13 protein-coding genes are annotated in these 13,646 nt (G+C 44.9%); 10 read left to right on the top strand and 3 right to left on the bottom strand.

All coding sequences use genetic code 11. From position 1 onward, the window contains the following. Positions 1 to 41 precede the first annotated feature (41 nt). From RHEIN_RS01775 to RHEIN_RS01725, 10 genes are all read left to right on the top strand, one after another. Positions 42 to 1,745, top strand: coding sequence for a chloride channel protein (locus tag RHEIN_RS01775; protein ID WP_040554274.1), 1,704 nt, complete (start codon positions 42 to 44; stop codon positions 1,743 to 1,745). Further along, positions 1,745 to 2,176 (top strand): CopD family protein, encoded by a 432-nt coding sequence (locus RHEIN_RS01770; protein WP_008897256.1) that lies wholly within the window; start codon positions 1,745 to 1,747, stop codon positions 2,174 to 2,176. Before RHEIN_RS01775 ends, RHEIN_RS01770 begins: the two co-directional genes overlap by 1 nt. A gap of 90 nt (positions 2,177 to 2,266) precedes the next feature. Next, on the top strand, positions 2,267 to 3,271 hold the full coding sequence (locus RHEIN_RS01765; protein ID WP_008897255.1) for an aspartate carbamoyltransferase: 1,005 nt from the start codon (positions 2,267 to 2,269) through the stop codon (positions 3,269 to 3,271). An 88-nt stretch (positions 3,272 to 3,359) separates the two neighbouring features. Then, positions 3,360 to 4,646, top strand: a complete 1,287-nt coding sequence (hemL, locus tag RHEIN_RS01760) for a glutamate-1-semialdehyde 2,1-aminomutase (protein WP_008897254.1) — start codon at positions 3,360 to 3,362, stop codon at positions 4,644 to 4,646. A gap of 613 nt (positions 4,647 to 5,259) precedes the next feature. After that, the gene (locus RHEIN_RS01750; RefSeq protein ID WP_008897252.1) at positions 5,260 to 5,862 is read left to right on the top strand and encodes a hypothetical protein; all 603 of its coding nucleotides are present in this window, start codon (positions 5,260 to 5,262) and stop codon (positions 5,860 to 5,862) included. Positions 5,863 to 6,065: 203 nt separating this feature from the next. Continuing rightward, positions 6,066 to 6,821, top strand: a complete 756-nt coding sequence (locus RHEIN_RS01745; RefSeq protein WP_008897251.1) for a polymorphic toxin type 44 domain-containing protein — start codon at positions 6,066 to 6,068, stop codon at positions 6,819 to 6,821. 87 nt (positions 6,822 to 6,908) lie between these two features. Next, on the top strand, positions 6,909 to 7,403 hold the full coding sequence (locus tag RHEIN_RS01740) for a hypothetical protein (RefSeq protein WP_008897250.1): 495 nt from the start codon (positions 6,909 to 6,911) through the stop codon (positions 7,401 to 7,403). 96 nt (positions 7,404 to 7,499) lie between these two features. Continuing rightward, the gene (locus RHEIN_RS01735; RefSeq protein ID WP_008897249.1) at positions 7,500 to 7,916 is read left to right on the top strand and encodes a hypothetical protein; all 417 of its coding nucleotides are present in this window, start codon (positions 7,500 to 7,502) and stop codon (positions 7,914 to 7,916) included. Positions 7,917 to 7,934: 18 nt separating this feature from the next. Continuing rightward, positions 7,935 to 8,429, top strand: coding sequence for a hypothetical protein (locus tag RHEIN_RS01730; protein ID WP_008897248.1), 495 nt, complete (start codon positions 7,935 to 7,937; stop codon positions 8,427 to 8,429). Between the two features lie 18 nt (positions 8,430 to 8,447). Beyond that, positions 8,448 to 8,942, top strand: coding sequence for a hypothetical protein (locus RHEIN_RS01725; protein WP_008897247.1), 495 nt, complete (start codon positions 8,448 to 8,450; stop codon positions 8,940 to 8,942). Between the two features lie 101 nt (positions 8,943 to 9,043). Here RHEIN_RS01725 and RHEIN_RS01720 read toward each other — a convergent pair whose 3' ends face one another. The 3 genes from RHEIN_RS01720 to RHEIN_RS01710 all read right to left on the bottom strand — a co-directional run bounded on the left by RHEIN_RS01720 (position 9,044) and on the right by RHEIN_RS01710 (position 13,642). Then, positions 9,044 to 11,125 (bottom strand): winged helix-turn-helix domain-containing protein, encoded by a 2,082-nt coding sequence (locus tag RHEIN_RS01720; RefSeq protein ID WP_008897246.1) that lies wholly within the window; start codon positions 11,123 to 11,125, stop codon positions 9,044 to 9,046. Positions 11,126 to 11,192: 67 nt separating this feature from the next. Then, the gene (locus RHEIN_RS01715; protein ID WP_008897245.1) at positions 11,193 to 11,402 is read right to left on the bottom strand and encodes a hypothetical protein; all 210 of its coding nucleotides are present in this window, start codon (positions 11,400 to 11,402) and stop codon (positions 11,193 to 11,195) included. 92 nt (positions 11,403 to 11,494) lie between these two features. After that, entirely contained in the window at positions 11,495 to 13,642 is a 2,148-nt protein-coding gene (locus tag RHEIN_RS01710; RefSeq protein ID WP_008897244.1) for a winged helix-turn-helix domain-containing protein, read from the bottom strand. Positions 13,643 to 13,646 lie beyond the last annotated feature (4 nt).

Here is a 13,646-nt window from a genome sequence, read left to right as displayed (position 1 = left end):
TTATGTTACACTTTGCCTATCCCAGACTCAGACACTATAGCATGTTACTACCAGCAGACTGGCAAGCAAAATTACGACTTCGGTTAGCTTTCCCTCTTACGTCAGTACAACTCTGCCTGCTGGCCATAGTGGCAGGTTTTTTGGCTGCATCAATCATTCTGCTGTTCCGTCTGACTATTATTGGCATCCAAAGTTTCTTTTTAGAACGCACTGATGATTTTTCCGGTATAGCTGAAGGCTATCGCTGGGCCTTGCCTTTTATTGCCGCCATTCTGATCAGCATTATGGCTATGCTGGTTGGGCTTTCACATTACCGGATGGGCATAGCCTATGTGATCCACCGCATAAAAACCCGCTATGGGGTGATGCCCTTCTGGAATACCTTTAACCAGTTTTTTGGCGGCATCATCGCGCTGACCAGCGGTTTTTCTGTGGGCCGCGAAGGCCCTTCTGTGCATTTAGGTGCTTTTGGTGCCGGCTTGCTTGGGCAGTATCTGCGCCTGCCGTACAACAGCATCCGCATTCTGGCAGGTTGTGGTATAGCTGCTGCTATCTCGGCTTCATTTAACACTCCTTTAGCTGCAGTGATCTTTGTGATGGAAGTGGTACTGCGGGAATATCGTATTCATGTCTTTGTGCCTGTGATGCTGGCTTCTGTGGTCGGCGCTTTGCTGACCCGTGGCGTTTTTGGTATGGGCAATGATCTGGCGGCTTTAAAAATTGTCTCTATCAGTGGCTGGCATCTGCCTTATTTGGTGCTTTGTGGTATTGCCATAGGTGCTGCTGCTTATATGTTTAACCAGAGTATCTGGCGTATTTTAAAATGGTTCCAGAAATGGCATTTAGCGCTGAAGTTATTGCTCGCAGCAGCTATTACAGCAGCAGTAGGTCATCTGGTTCCTCAGGCTATGGGTGCTGAAACCGGGGCCATATTTTATGCTGTGACCGCTTCCACTGAGTTCTGGTTATTGCTGACTATATTAATGGCGAAATTTCTATTGACCGTAGTGGCTGTAGGTCTGGCCGTGCCCGGTGGTGTCATTGGCCCTGTTTTTGGTATCGGTATTCTGGCCGGTACTTTATTGGCCTTTTTACCTGTGTTTGTGTCAGGAGATGCCAGTTTATCCGGCACTTACGCCACTTTAGGTATGGCAGGTTTTATGGCTGCCACTTTACATGCGCCTTTGGCTGCTTTAGTGGCTGTGATGGAGCTGTCTTACAACCCGGATATTATAGTGCCGGCTATGCTGGTGATTACCTGCGCTTATGTCACTACAGTGCAGCTGTTTAAAAACAAATCCATTTTTGTATTGCAGCTGGAACTGCAACAACTGCCTTATAAACTGGCACCAGCAGACGATGTGCTGCAAAAAGTCGGTGTGCTGGCGATGCTGGATAAAGAATATGTGATGCTGTCTGCCTCGGAACAAGACAAAATTGAACCTATTTTGGCCGACAAACCCGCTCACCAGTTACTGATCCAGAAAACAGACAATCCTGAACAGCCTTTCCTGCTGATCGATTATGATCTGGACGCATCCATGACAGGCCAGTCGACTTTATTGCATCTGCCACTACAGGGGGTAAGTCATCAGGCCACTATGGCTGAAGTACATACTCTTCTGGACGAACAAAAAGGCGGTGTAGTCTATATTTACGACCCACAACAGCCTGAACAACTGCTGGGTCTGATCCGCTGGGAACAGGTCCGCGCCCTTTTAACTAAACAGAATAATTTAATCTGATGAATACATTACTTGTGATTAAAGCTTTGCATGTCAGTTTTATGGTGGCCTGGTTTGCCGGAATTTTTTATCTGCCGCGGCTTTTTGTCTATCACGCACAAACCAAAGACCAGGCCGTAGATGCCCAATTTAAAGTGATGGAAAGGCGATTGCTTTATTTCGTCACACCTTTTGCGGCGCTGACACTGGTGTTTGGGTTATGGCTGATTCATCTGTACGGTGCAGCCTGGTTTGCAGTCAGTAGCTGGCTGCATTACAAACTTATATTGGTGATTCTGCTTTATATTTATCACGGCTACTGTTTTAAGCTGTTAAGCGATTTTAAACAGGGCAAAAACACTAAAAGCAGCAGATTTTACCGCCTCTTTAACGAGTTCCCGGTGCTGTTACTCTTTGCCATTATTTTTCTGGCGATTTTGAAGCCGCTCTAGGCTGATTTTAAGCGGCTTATTTGCTATGATACGCGCCGACTTTCAGCCAGTTCCGGCGCCCCCGCAACCTCTAGCAGATGAGCATCCAGTATGAGTTTTAAAGGCGAACATATCCTCTCAGTCAAACAGTTTGACCGCGACAAAATTCAGCAGGTATTTGATATTGCCCGCAGCATGGAACCTTATGCCAAACGCCAGAAGCGCACTACAGTGCTCGACGGTGCCATTTTAGGTAACCTGTTTTTTGAGCCCAGCACCAGAACCCGGGTCAGCTTTGGTTGTGCTTTTAACTTATTGGGTGGCGAAGTTCGCGAAACCACAGGTATGCAATCTTCCGCCTTGTCTAAAGGTGAATCTTTGTTTGATACAGCCAGGGTGATCAGCAGCTACAGCGATGTGATTGCGATGCGCCATCCGCAGGCAGGTTCTGTGGCTGAATTCGCAGAAGGCAGCCGGGTGCCGGTATTAAACGGCGGTGACGGTGCCAACGAACACCCGACTCAGGCTTTGCTGGATTTATTTACCATAGAAAAAGAACTGGCGGCGTCACAGCAGCCGATAGACGGTATGCATATCGCCATGATTGGTGATTTAAAGTTTGGCCGTACAGTACACTCGTTATCCAAATTACTGGCTTTGTATAAAAACATTCAGTTCACTCTAATAGCGCCCAATGAGCTGGCGATGCCGGACGATATTGTCTCGCTCATTGAAAACGCAGGCCACAGAGTCACAGTGACGGATCAACTGGCTGGCAACTTAAACGCTGATATTGTTTATCAAACCCGTATTCAGGAAGAGCGTTTTCCTTCGCAGGAAGAAGCCAATAAATACCGTGGTAAGTTTCGCTTAAATCAGGATATTTATACTAAACACTGTAAATCCAATACTGTGATTATGCATCCTTTGCCACGGGATTCGCGTATTGAAGCCAATGAGCTCGACAACGACTTAAACCTGAACCCCCATCTGGCTATTTTCCGTCAGGCCGATAACGGCGTTTTAGTGCGTATGGCATTGTTTGCTTTGACCTTGGGTGTCGATCAACTGGTCAGTAAATACGAACGTGAAGTGCCCTGGTACAGCAACAAGTAAGCCACAACACATTTATCTTTAAGTCGGGCTTTGAGCCCGGCTTTCTTTTAAAGATTGAGTATTAAAGATTTCGTTTTAAGGATCCTCTATGTCCAGGTCAGAACAGTTATTCCAGCAAGCGCAAAAAACTATCCCAGGTGGTGTCAATTCTCCGGTTCGTGCTTTTAAAAGCGTCGGCGGTACACCTGTTTTTATCGACAGCGCCAACGGTGCTTATTTATATGATGTCGATGGCAAAAAGTACATCGACTACATAGGCTCATGGGGCCCCATGTTGCTGGGTCACAACCACCCTGCTATCCGTGAAGCTGTGATAAAAGCCGCTGAAAAAGGCTTAAGTTTTGGTGCGCCTTGCCCCGCTGAAATCACTATGGCAGAAACCATTTGTGAATTAGTGCCCAGCATGGAAATGGTCCGTATGGTCAGCTCAGGCACAGAAGCCACTATGAGCGCTATTCGCTTAGCCCGTGGTTTTACCGGTCGTAACAGCATTTTAAAATTTGAAGGTTGTTACCACGGTCATGCCGACTCTTTATTGGTCAAAGCAGGCTCAGGCGCTTTAACTTTAGGTGTGCCTAATTCACCTGGCGTACCTGCTGATTTTGCCAAATACACCTTAACGGCGGAGTTTAATAACTTAGAGCAGGTGAAACAGATTTTTGCCGAACAAGGTGCTGATCTGGCTTGTATTATTGTGGAACCAGTTGCAGGCAATATGAACTGTATTCCACCTGCCCCAGGTTTTTTAGAAGGTTTACGGGCACTGTGTGACCAGTACGGTGCTGTACTGATTTTTGATGAAGTGATGACAGGATTCCGGGTCGCTTTAGGTGGCGCTCAGGCTTATTACAACATCAAACCCGACCTGACCACTTTAGGAAAAATTATAGGTGGTGGTATGCCGGTTGGTGCTTTTGGCGGCCGTCGCGACATCATGCAGCATATAGCACCTTTAGGCGGCGTTTATCAGGCGGGCACTTTGTCAGGTAATCCTATTGCTATGGCCGCTGGTTTAGCTGCGCTGACCGAAATCCGTAAGCCTGGCGTGTACGATGTATTAACAGCCAAAACCACGCAGTTGATTGAAGGTTTAGCAGCGGCAGCCAAAGAAGTGGGTATACCGCTGGCGACCACTCAGGTGGGTGGTATGTTTGGAGTGTTTTTCAGTAATGAAGCGCAGATCACTAACTATCAGCAAGCCACTCAATGTGATATCGCTGCCTTTAAACGCTTCTTCCATCTGATGTTAGAGCAAGGCGTTTATCTGGCACCTTCAGCTTATGAAGCAGGCTTCTTGTCTATAGCTCATTCTGATGAAGATTTGGCTTACACCATAGCAGCAGCTAAACAAGCCTTTATTCAGCTGAAAGCTTAACTAGCAGTTCAAAAGTAAAACCAAATCCGAAATTGCCCTATTGCTACAGTCGGGACATTGGTCGGTTGTTTGATGGATAACCAGGTATAAAGTTGGCGGGGTCGATGGCGCACAAACCAAAGGTGGGTCGTCCACCTCGTCAACCGAAAAGTTTGATTTGCGGTGTCCTGAACATCTTGTGGGACTACATGCCTGGGACTCCCGGCTTTCAGCGTTCACGCTGGAGTTCTGAACTGTTTTCTTTGTTACTCAATAAGTTGTGTAAAGTAAAAATTCATAACTCCAGGATAAAGAAATGGCTGCCTGAAATAGGCATAGTGCGGCGTCTGGCAGAAGAGCAGCTGAAGAAGCTAAAAAGGCACTAGCGGCGCGCCAACACATTTAGATCACGAATGAAACACCTCTTCAAATCCTAAAGCTCATACATATGAGCAGACTCCTGCATTAAGTTATTAGTTTTTCATCTTCAAAATCAATACCTTGCTTAAGATCGTACCTATGAATAATCGATAGGGATTATAGGTTTTAATTTATTTTTTATTATCAACAAATAAACATTTGCATTTTATTTGCAACAAATATTTTAATGCCGGCGAAAAGGAGCGTCAACAACGTGACTAAAAACATCATCATTCTGGTATTAGCGTTTTTAAGTATTGGGTACGCACAGGCATCCTGTGTCGAACTAAGGGAAAATAGTGAAATTACCTTGTCAACTGCTTCGCGCAGTGATGGCGAAATCTGTATTCAATTACGTGATTTGCATTCAACAGAAACTTATTTTTCAGCCGACAATTTAACTGCTGGCTTAAACTCTGTGGCTGCAGCAGGTTATACCGCGACATTGCAACTGGGCAATGGCACAGTGATATACAGTAAAACGCTGTTTTCTGAACCCGATATTATCAAAGTAGCCTTACAGCATCACGACAGGGCCATTCTAAAGCTGAAAAAATCGCCCAACGGCAATAATCTTGACTACAGCTTTCATATTATTAATAACCGTGAAATTCAGGGCCTGAGCACTATTACTGTGACTGCAAGAGCCAAAGCTAAAAGTAATGCAGCGCAGCTTCCACCACCGGATGGAGGTTGCGAGTATCTATACCCAAGTAACTTCAAGATGCAGAATTCAGCGGGAGAAAAAAGCGCTTTAGGCAAGGCAGCTGCTGGAAGCTTTAGTGGTTCTAAAGCGACAACAGTTAACGCGGCATAAAGCGCTTTTAGCCCCGCCCGAAGGGAGTCGCTGGGCGATTGCACTGCGGTGTTAGCCTGTCTCACAAGGTAGTCGACATTGCTTCGCCAGGCTGCCTTGCATTGCAAGCGCCCAGCGGCTCTGAAACTCGCATCTTGAGGTCACTTGGGTATACAGGCAGTAAAACCTGTTATCAGCCGTATAGAGCTCCAATTAGTGCTCCAATGCACTCTGTTTATTCCTCAGGTGCTGTGTCGCTGGGGCAGATTACCTTGCCTAATGCCATTCAATGTAAATCAACCAACAGACCTCCATCGCCAGCACCTTATTCGCGTGGTGAACCTCGCACTGAAATGAAGATTAACGATATTTTGCGCACAGAAATTAGCTGGCGCAATAAGGCCAGATGGCTGTTAGCCGTCAATGCTGTAGCTTACCCGGCCATTACTCACCAACGACTTTACAGTCTGCTCAGAACAGATGGTGTTTACGACGTAAAATCTGATGAGAGTCCATGGCTGGGGGACCCTGATTTTGGCAATTTTTTATATGGCGCTATAATGCAGGCGCATGGCTTTAGCGGCGATTTGGCGTTACGTTATTCGGCCGGATACCAGGCTATTCAGGATCATAAGAGTAAGTTTACTTATGCCAGTGTTAAACAGGGTATTTATAATTTTATAACCAATACAGGGGATGGTGCAGGTGACCCGGCAATAGTGATGCGGGGTTTTAACTATGCCAAGGAGGTATTTAGTAAAAATAGTCAGGAAACTAAATCTTTATCATGTATTGATGAGCAAACCATTAGTCAGCAGGCTACGAGTGGTGGCGGTGGTGGCGGCCATGATAGCGGCGGAAGCTCGGGTGGCAGCGGAGGTGGCGTGATATGGGCAAGTTGCAGTTTGTGGTATTTTCCGCATGGTTTGTCTAACGGCCAGTATTTCCTCAACACTTGTAAATTTCATTCCTCACCTTAAAAAATCCGGGCCTGATAAAAATAAAGATCAGGCCTGGTTTTGCTTTATTTATCACTGGTGTGTTTTGCCAGCAGGAGATGTAAACAAATGAAAATCAATTTTTTAGCTGGGCTTGCTTGTTGCCTTTTGCTGAGCAGTTGTAGTGAAAGACGGGATGTGGATGAAATGACTCAGCATTTTCAGGTACATCAGGATAAGTTTAAACAGCTGGCCACTGCTGCCTGCAGTTTAAAAGCCACACTCAACACAAAGTTTCATCGCTACGATATAGATACAGCAGAGCAGTATCCGGCAGAGCTAGCGCCTTTATTAAAACAGTTAGACCAGTTATTGGAGAGCATAGACAAGGAACATATGACCTTGCGTCAGGACGGCACAGCTGAATGTTCGCTTACTGTGAGAGAATGGTCTGTCTTTTTTGCCGGAGAAGGCTCTTATATGACCTATAGCTATCAGCCTGCTGTAATAGCTGAATTTAATGCTGATATCCATTTAGAGAAGAACAGAAATACCACAGAAAGAATTTATTTCACTAAAGCCTTAGCGGATGGCTGGTATATCGAATATCTAAATGAGCCTTAAGCCGGGACTGAATAACAAATGAAAATCAATTTTTTAGCAGGGCTTGCTTGTTGCCTTCTGCTTAGCAGCTGCAGTGAAAGACGGGATGTTGATGAAATGACTCAGTATTTTCAGGTACATCAGGATAAGTTTAAACAGCTGGCCTCTGTTGCCTGCAGTTTAAAGGCCACACTTAATACAAAGTTTCATCGCTACTGGATAGATACAGCTGAGCAGTATCCGGCGGAGGTAGCACCTTTATTAAAACAGTTAGACCAGTTATTGGAAGACATAGACAAAGAAGATATGGCGCTGCTACAAGAAGGCACTGCTGAATGTTCGCTGATTGTTGCTGAATGGTCTGTTTTTTTTGCCGGAGAAGGCTCTTATATGATCTATAGCTACCAACCTGCTGCAATAGCTGAATTTAATGCTGATATCCATTTAGAGAAGAACAGAAATACTACAGAAAGAATTCATTTTACTAAAGCCTTAGCGGATGGCTGGTATATCGAATATTTAAATGAGCCTTAAGCCGGGACTGAATAACAAATGAAAATCAATTTTTTAGCAGGGCTTGCTTGTTGTCTTTTGCTGAGCAGCTGTAGCGAAAGACGCGATGTGGATGAAATGACTCAGCATTTTCAGGTACATCAGGATAAGTTTAAACAGCTGGCCTCTGCTGCCTGCAGTTTAAAAGCCACACTTAATACAAAGTTTCATCGCTACTGGATAGATACAGCAGAGCAGTATCCGGCAGAGGTAGCGCCTTTATTAAAACAGTTAGACCAGTTATTGGAAGACATAGACAAAGAAGATATGACCTTGCATCAGGACGGCACCGCTGAATGTTCGGTGTATATTACTGAATGGGATTTCTTTTTTGCCGGAGAAGGCGCTTATATGGCTTATAGTTACCAACCTGCTGTAATAGCTGAGTTTAATCCCGATATTCATCTGGAAGATAAAAGAAGTATCACAGAGAAAATTTATTTTACTAAAGCCTTAGCGGATGGCTGGTATATCGAATATTTAAAGCAGCCTTAAGCCGGGACTGAATAACAAATGAAAATCAATTTTTTAGCAGGGCTTGCTTGTTGTCTTTTGCTGAGCAGCTGTAGCGAAAGACGCGATGTTGATGAAATGACTCAGCATTTTCAGGTACATCAGGATAAGTTTAAACAGCTGGCCGCTGCTGCCTGTAGTTTAAAGGCGACACTTGATACTAGATTTCATCGCTATTACGCAGATACAGCAGAGCAGTATCCGGCAGAGGTAGCGCCTTTATTAAAACAGCTGGACCAGTTATTGGAAGACATAGACAAAGAAGATATGACCTTGCATCAGGACGGCACCGCTGAATGTTCGGTGTATGTTACTGAATGGGATTTCTTTTTTGCCGGAGAAGGCGCTTATATGGCTTATAGTTACCAACCTGCTGTAATAGCTGAGTTTAATCCCGATATTCATCTGGAAGATAAAAGAAGTATCACAGAGAAAATTTATTTTACTAAAGCCTTAGCGGATGGCTGGTATATCGAATATTTAAAGCAGCCTTAAGCCGGGACTAAATAGCCTGAACTCGGGATAAGCAGCGCCACCAGTTTCGGGTGGGCGGCATGGACTCGAGTAGGTGTATCACGATAAGTTATTTAGAGCCTCTATTCCGCAGGCTCAGGATGCAACCAGACAATGTCTGTATCCTGAGCCCTGAATTGCTGCACAAACACAGTTCCATTGTCAGACATCAGGGCCTGAGCTGGCTCCGCCAGGGGCCATTGCTGCTGTTGTTGATCTTGCCAGTCATAATAATTCAATTCTGTGCCATAACCAGACAACCAATACAAACCTGTTGTTGTGCTGACCCAGGCCCTTGACTCTGTGGTACGCCAGTTGATTTGTATCGGCAGTGTTGATATCTGGCCCTGCCGCCATTGCTTCACATGGGCAGAATTCTGCAGTTGCAACACCAAGCTGTTCTCAGGCCCACACTGCACATTCACTACATCTTTCAGTACTTCACTGATCTTGCCTTGCTGCAATTGCTGTAAGGCCCAGCTTTGCTGATTTCTGCTCACCCAATACAAAGTATCAGCGCACACCACAAAACCTTCGCTATTCAGCTTTTTTTGCATAAAAGGAGCTAACTGACCTGCTGAGAAATGGTACAGCTGGCGGTCAATCAGCAGTAATAATTGACCTTCAAACCATAACAATTGCCCAATAGCATGTTGTGTTTCAAACTGGCTGATTTGCTCTGTGACCTGCCCTTGTGAGCGCCAGAGTTGGGGTAAACCAGAACGTTCCGAAACAAAAAAATACTGATCCTGATGGGCCAGCAATAAATACTCGGATCTGTTGCTATCGGCAAAAGGTAAAGTAACTATCTGGTTATTCTGTTCCTGCCATTCTAACTGACGTAAATCAGTGACGGCCTGAGCAGGATAAGCAGCCAATAATGAATGTTGCCAGACCGAGCTATCTGCCAGATTAAAGGTCATTTCACCAAAGACTCTGCTGGTTCCGGTGCGCAAAGACAAAACCTGCAACTGCCGGGCAGACTTATTCACCAACAGCTCGTTTTCCCCCCACCAGGCCAGCTGATTGGCAGAAAAATCAAACTCTGTGATAGTACTCCAGTCTGACCCGCTCAGATCAAGCTCCAGCAAAGCCGAGTAACTATAGCCAGACTGTGCAATGGCATAGGCCTTTTTGTTTTTCACTATTAAATGACTGACAGCACGCCAGTGGGCGGGAAAGGTCATTAACAAACGCTGCGAAGTATCCTGTTGCCACAACCAGAGTTGGCTTTGGCCTGTGGCCGGATCTAAATCCAGCCAATACAATCCTTCCGGCGTCATAGCCTGACCCGCAGCTATAAACTGGTGACAAGAAAATAACGGAATCGCAGCTTCGAATTGGTTTTTCACTGTTTTGCGCCAGAAAGCACATTCCTGCTGTTGTTGAGCACGAAAAACTATTTGTTCTGAATCCAGCCAATGAGGCTGAGAGAGTTGCTGAAACTTTTGCTGATCCCGCCGGATTTGCATTGAAGCCAGTTGCTGCACCACCCAATGCCAATGGGTACTGTCAGCCGGCTGATGCTGAAACACCATCAGTGATTGATCTGCAGATAACAGTGGGGTCTGTTCTTTACCATCCAGCGCACTGACAGGTGTCAGCTGCAGATAACGCGGTAAAGTGGCTTTTTCGTTCATTTTGCTGAGCAGCAAAGCAAAAGCAAAGCTGAAAAGTATCAAAACTAAGGTGCTAAACCAGATATAACGAATACGTTTGAGCTTAGTTAATTTTTTATCGTGCCATTTGTCTATGGCTTGTTGAGTGCCGATTAAATCCAAAGGCTCAGCCGGAGCATCTTCAGTATCAGACTCTGGAGGTAAAGCCACTGGTGCAACAGCAGCCAGCCAGCAATAGCCTTTTTTTGATAAGGTGGCAATATAAACAGGTTCTACTCTGCTGTCCTGCAAAGCCCGTCTTAGCCCCGCTATGGCTCTGGTTAAGGATTCGTCCGACCCGGAATCTTCTCCCCATACCGCAGTTAAAAGATCTTCACGACTCAGCACCAGATCTTTGTGATCCAGAAAAAAGTTTAACAACTTATGCAGCCGTGGTTCCAAGGTTAAGACCTCCGGATCAGCCGAAGCTGACAGAGACTGTAATTGTCCTATAGAACGCAGATACCGCCATTGACCAAAGGTCAGGTAGTCTGCCGTAGAATGCATAAGGGTCCGCCTACATCACTAAGTAGGCGGATTATAACCAATTCAGGCAAAAAGTAGAGGGGTGTAATCAGGCGGTTTTGCTGATGATCGCTTTAGTGGTATTTGGTAACACCACTGTTTCATCAATGTGCGTAGTGATCTGTCGGCAAATTGGCCATTGTGGGCAGAGGTTGGCAAACTCAAGGTTCAGGTTTTGCTCTGTAGCAGGAGCTTTCTCAGCAGCAAAAGAAAAAGAAGCTAAAATGCTTACGGCTACAATTAATTTAATCATGTTCATACTAAAGTTCCCATTGGGTTGGTTGAATTTGACCAACACAGTATCCATTTGAAAACTAAAGATAAACTGATGATTTATTTATAAATTTATGATTATTTTATGGTTGTCAGCTCCAGTTTTGCCATATCTATATCCAGTGTTTCTCCAACCACCACAAAAATAAACTGACCATCATGGCTTAATGAAAAACGAGATGAATAAACCTCAGACATTAAACCCAAAGGGGTAATTTGTTTGGTGTTATAAGCGTAAAAATACAGCTGGCTTTTTTGAGCTTCATTAAAGCTGAAAAAATAAATACCTGTGTCCCACAGTACTATGGTTGCCTCTGCAAGTATTAAACGCTGCATTTCATCCGGCAATATTTCTTCGCCCTGTTCTGACACCAGGCTATATACTTTTGTGGTTGCATTACGTTTTAGCTGATATTTTCCACTGCTGCTTTGCAAATAAAAGTCTAAACCAAGCATCTGCACCGTCGATTGTTGCAAAGCTAGAGAATAATTCATCACCTGCCAGCGGCCTTTTTGATAGGTGGTGTAAAACACTGAATCGGCGTCTTTACCCCAGCTCATATTTTTTACTACTTCACCTGCATTACTAATAAGCTGTGAGCCGCCTTGTAAATCAAATAACCAGACTTGCTGATCTATCAGTGCCAGTAACTTTTGTCCATCGGGAGAAAACTTCATACTTGAAATATGTGCTGAGTGAGTAAAGTGGCTAATCATGACCTGACGGTCATCAGGGTAAAATAACCAAATCTGAGAAAAACCAGTACGACCAGAAACCACTGCTGTAGGTCCTGTATTTAGCGGATTGGCTTCAACCAAACTTTCACTGCGGTTAGATTTAAATACGACTGAGTCAGAGGGGGAGCTATTCAGAATGGGGTTATGCGCTTTTTTAATATAATAGTTGCCATATGTTCCTATAGAGCCATAAAAATCACCATTTTGATCTAACAGTATGTCATAAGCCTGATTATCAGTTAAAGCCACTGTTTTTGTAACGCCGGTTTTAGTATTGACCGCTTCAATATTCCATTTTTTAGCCGGGTAATAAATCCACTGATCATCCGGACTCCAGGCTATATCACCGGGGTAACTATGCTGCAGATGTATTAATAATGACGTTTCACCACTGGCTAAATCCATTAACCAGATTTGCACTGAATTACTGGCCACATCCCGTAAAAAGGCAATTTTATCGCCACTATTAGAATAACGGGCAGTAAAATCGCCCACGCCACTATTACCCGGCAAAACCAGTTGGGTTTTATTTTTGGTTGTTAAATCCAAAGAAAATATCGCCATACGCTGAGGGCTGTTTTCATCGCTGGTATAAATTAAAGAGCGGCCGTCAGCTGCCCAGGATAAACGGCTGGACACACTGTTTTTGCCACAGTGGGTTAATAACTCATCTGTCCATTCCGACTGACCTGGTATGCCTAAAAAAGTCAGTAAACGAATTTCGCAGGACTCTCTGTATCTTAGCCTTTGGTAAGCTATGGCCTTACCATCTGGCCTGAAACTGGCGCCAAAATCGTTGCCGTCACTATTGGTTAACTGCTGGCTTTGATGATTGTTCAGGTTTTGCAGCATCAGTACTTGGGGACTGTCTGTATCTTTTTGATAGCTATAAGCTAAAAACTGGTTATCAGCGGATAAAGCCGGGTAATACTCGTGACCATCTTTAGATGACACCGGGCTCCAACTGATAAAAGGCACCTGCTCATTAGCAAACTCAGTCTCCGGCCAGAATAACCAGCTGGCAAAGGCCACTAACAGCACTGTTGCAGCGGTTAAACCCGCCCACCAACGCAGGTTTAATTTCCTTTCCTCTGCAGTTTGGGGCTCTTCCGCTGCATTGGGATCACGGATAACAATCTGTTCCTGCTCTATCACTTTGGCTATAAAACGGTAGCCCCGTTTGGGGATAGTTTCGATATAACGGGGCGACTTAACGCTATCGCCCAGTACATCACGCAGAATGCTGATCACTCTGGCAACACGGCCATCTGTCACTGAGGTCATGTTCCAGACTTCTTTGAGCAGCTCTTCTTTGCTAATCAAACGGCCAGGGTTCAGTAAGAAGAAGTTCAATACGCTTTGGCACAAATGATCGAGATTAGCCTGTTCACAAACCTCCATTCTGCTGTTTAGTTTTGCCAACTTATCCAACTGTGGCAAATACCACCAGTCTTCAACTTTTAACTGCTTCTCTGGTTTGAACGACATAAGT

The organism is Rheinheimera sp. A13L, from assembly GCF_000217935.1.
Classification (GTDB): domain Bacteria; phylum Pseudomonadota; class Gammaproteobacteria; order Enterobacterales; family Alteromonadaceae; genus Pararheinheimera.
This window is presented reverse-complemented; position numbering and strand designations above follow the sequence as displayed.

Bases quoted from the DNA above. Each gene is read 5' to 3' on its own strand.
- RHEIN_RS01775 (WP_040554274.1), top strand. From the start codon at position 42: ATGTTACTACCAGCAGACTGGCAAGCAAAATTACGACTTCGGTTAGCT.
- RHEIN_RS01770 (WP_008897256.1), top strand. From the start codon at position 1,745: ATGAATACATTACTTGTGATTAAAGCTTTGCATGTCAGTTTTATGGTG.
- RHEIN_RS01765 (WP_008897255.1), top strand. From the start codon at position 2,267: ATGAGTTTTAAAGGCGAACATATCCTCTCAGTCAAACAGTTTGACCGC.
- hemL (WP_008897254.1), top strand. From the start codon at position 3,360: ATGTCCAGGTCAGAACAGTTATTCCAGCAAGCGCAAAAAACTATCCCA.
- RHEIN_RS01745 (WP_008897251.1), top strand. From the start codon at position 6,066: ATGCACTCTGTTTATTCCTCAGGTGCTGTGTCGCTGGGGCAGATTACC.
- RHEIN_RS01740 (WP_008897250.1), top strand. From the start codon at position 6,909: ATGAAAATCAATTTTTTAGCTGGGCTTGCTTGTTGCCTTTTGCTGAGC.
- RHEIN_RS01735 (WP_008897249.1), top strand. From the start codon at position 7,500: ATGACTCAGTATTTTCAGGTACATCAGGATAAGTTTAAACAGCTGGCC.
- RHEIN_RS01730 (WP_008897248.1), top strand. From the start codon at position 7,935: ATGAAAATCAATTTTTTAGCAGGGCTTGCTTGTTGTCTTTTGCTGAGC.
- RHEIN_RS01725 (WP_008897247.1), top strand. From the start codon at position 8,448: ATGAAAATCAATTTTTTAGCAGGGCTTGCTTGTTGTCTTTTGCTGAGC.
- RHEIN_RS01720 (WP_008897246.1), bottom strand. From the start codon at position 11,125: ATGCATTCTACGGCAGACTACCTGACCTTTGGTCAATGGCGGTATCTG.
- RHEIN_RS01715 (WP_008897245.1), bottom strand. From the start codon at position 11,402: ATGAACATGATTAAATTAATTGTAGCCGTAAGCATTTTAGCTTCTTTT.
- RHEIN_RS01710 (WP_008897244.1), bottom strand. From the start codon at position 13,642: ATGTCGTTCAAACCAGAGAAGCAGTTAAAAGTTGAAGACTGGTGGTAT.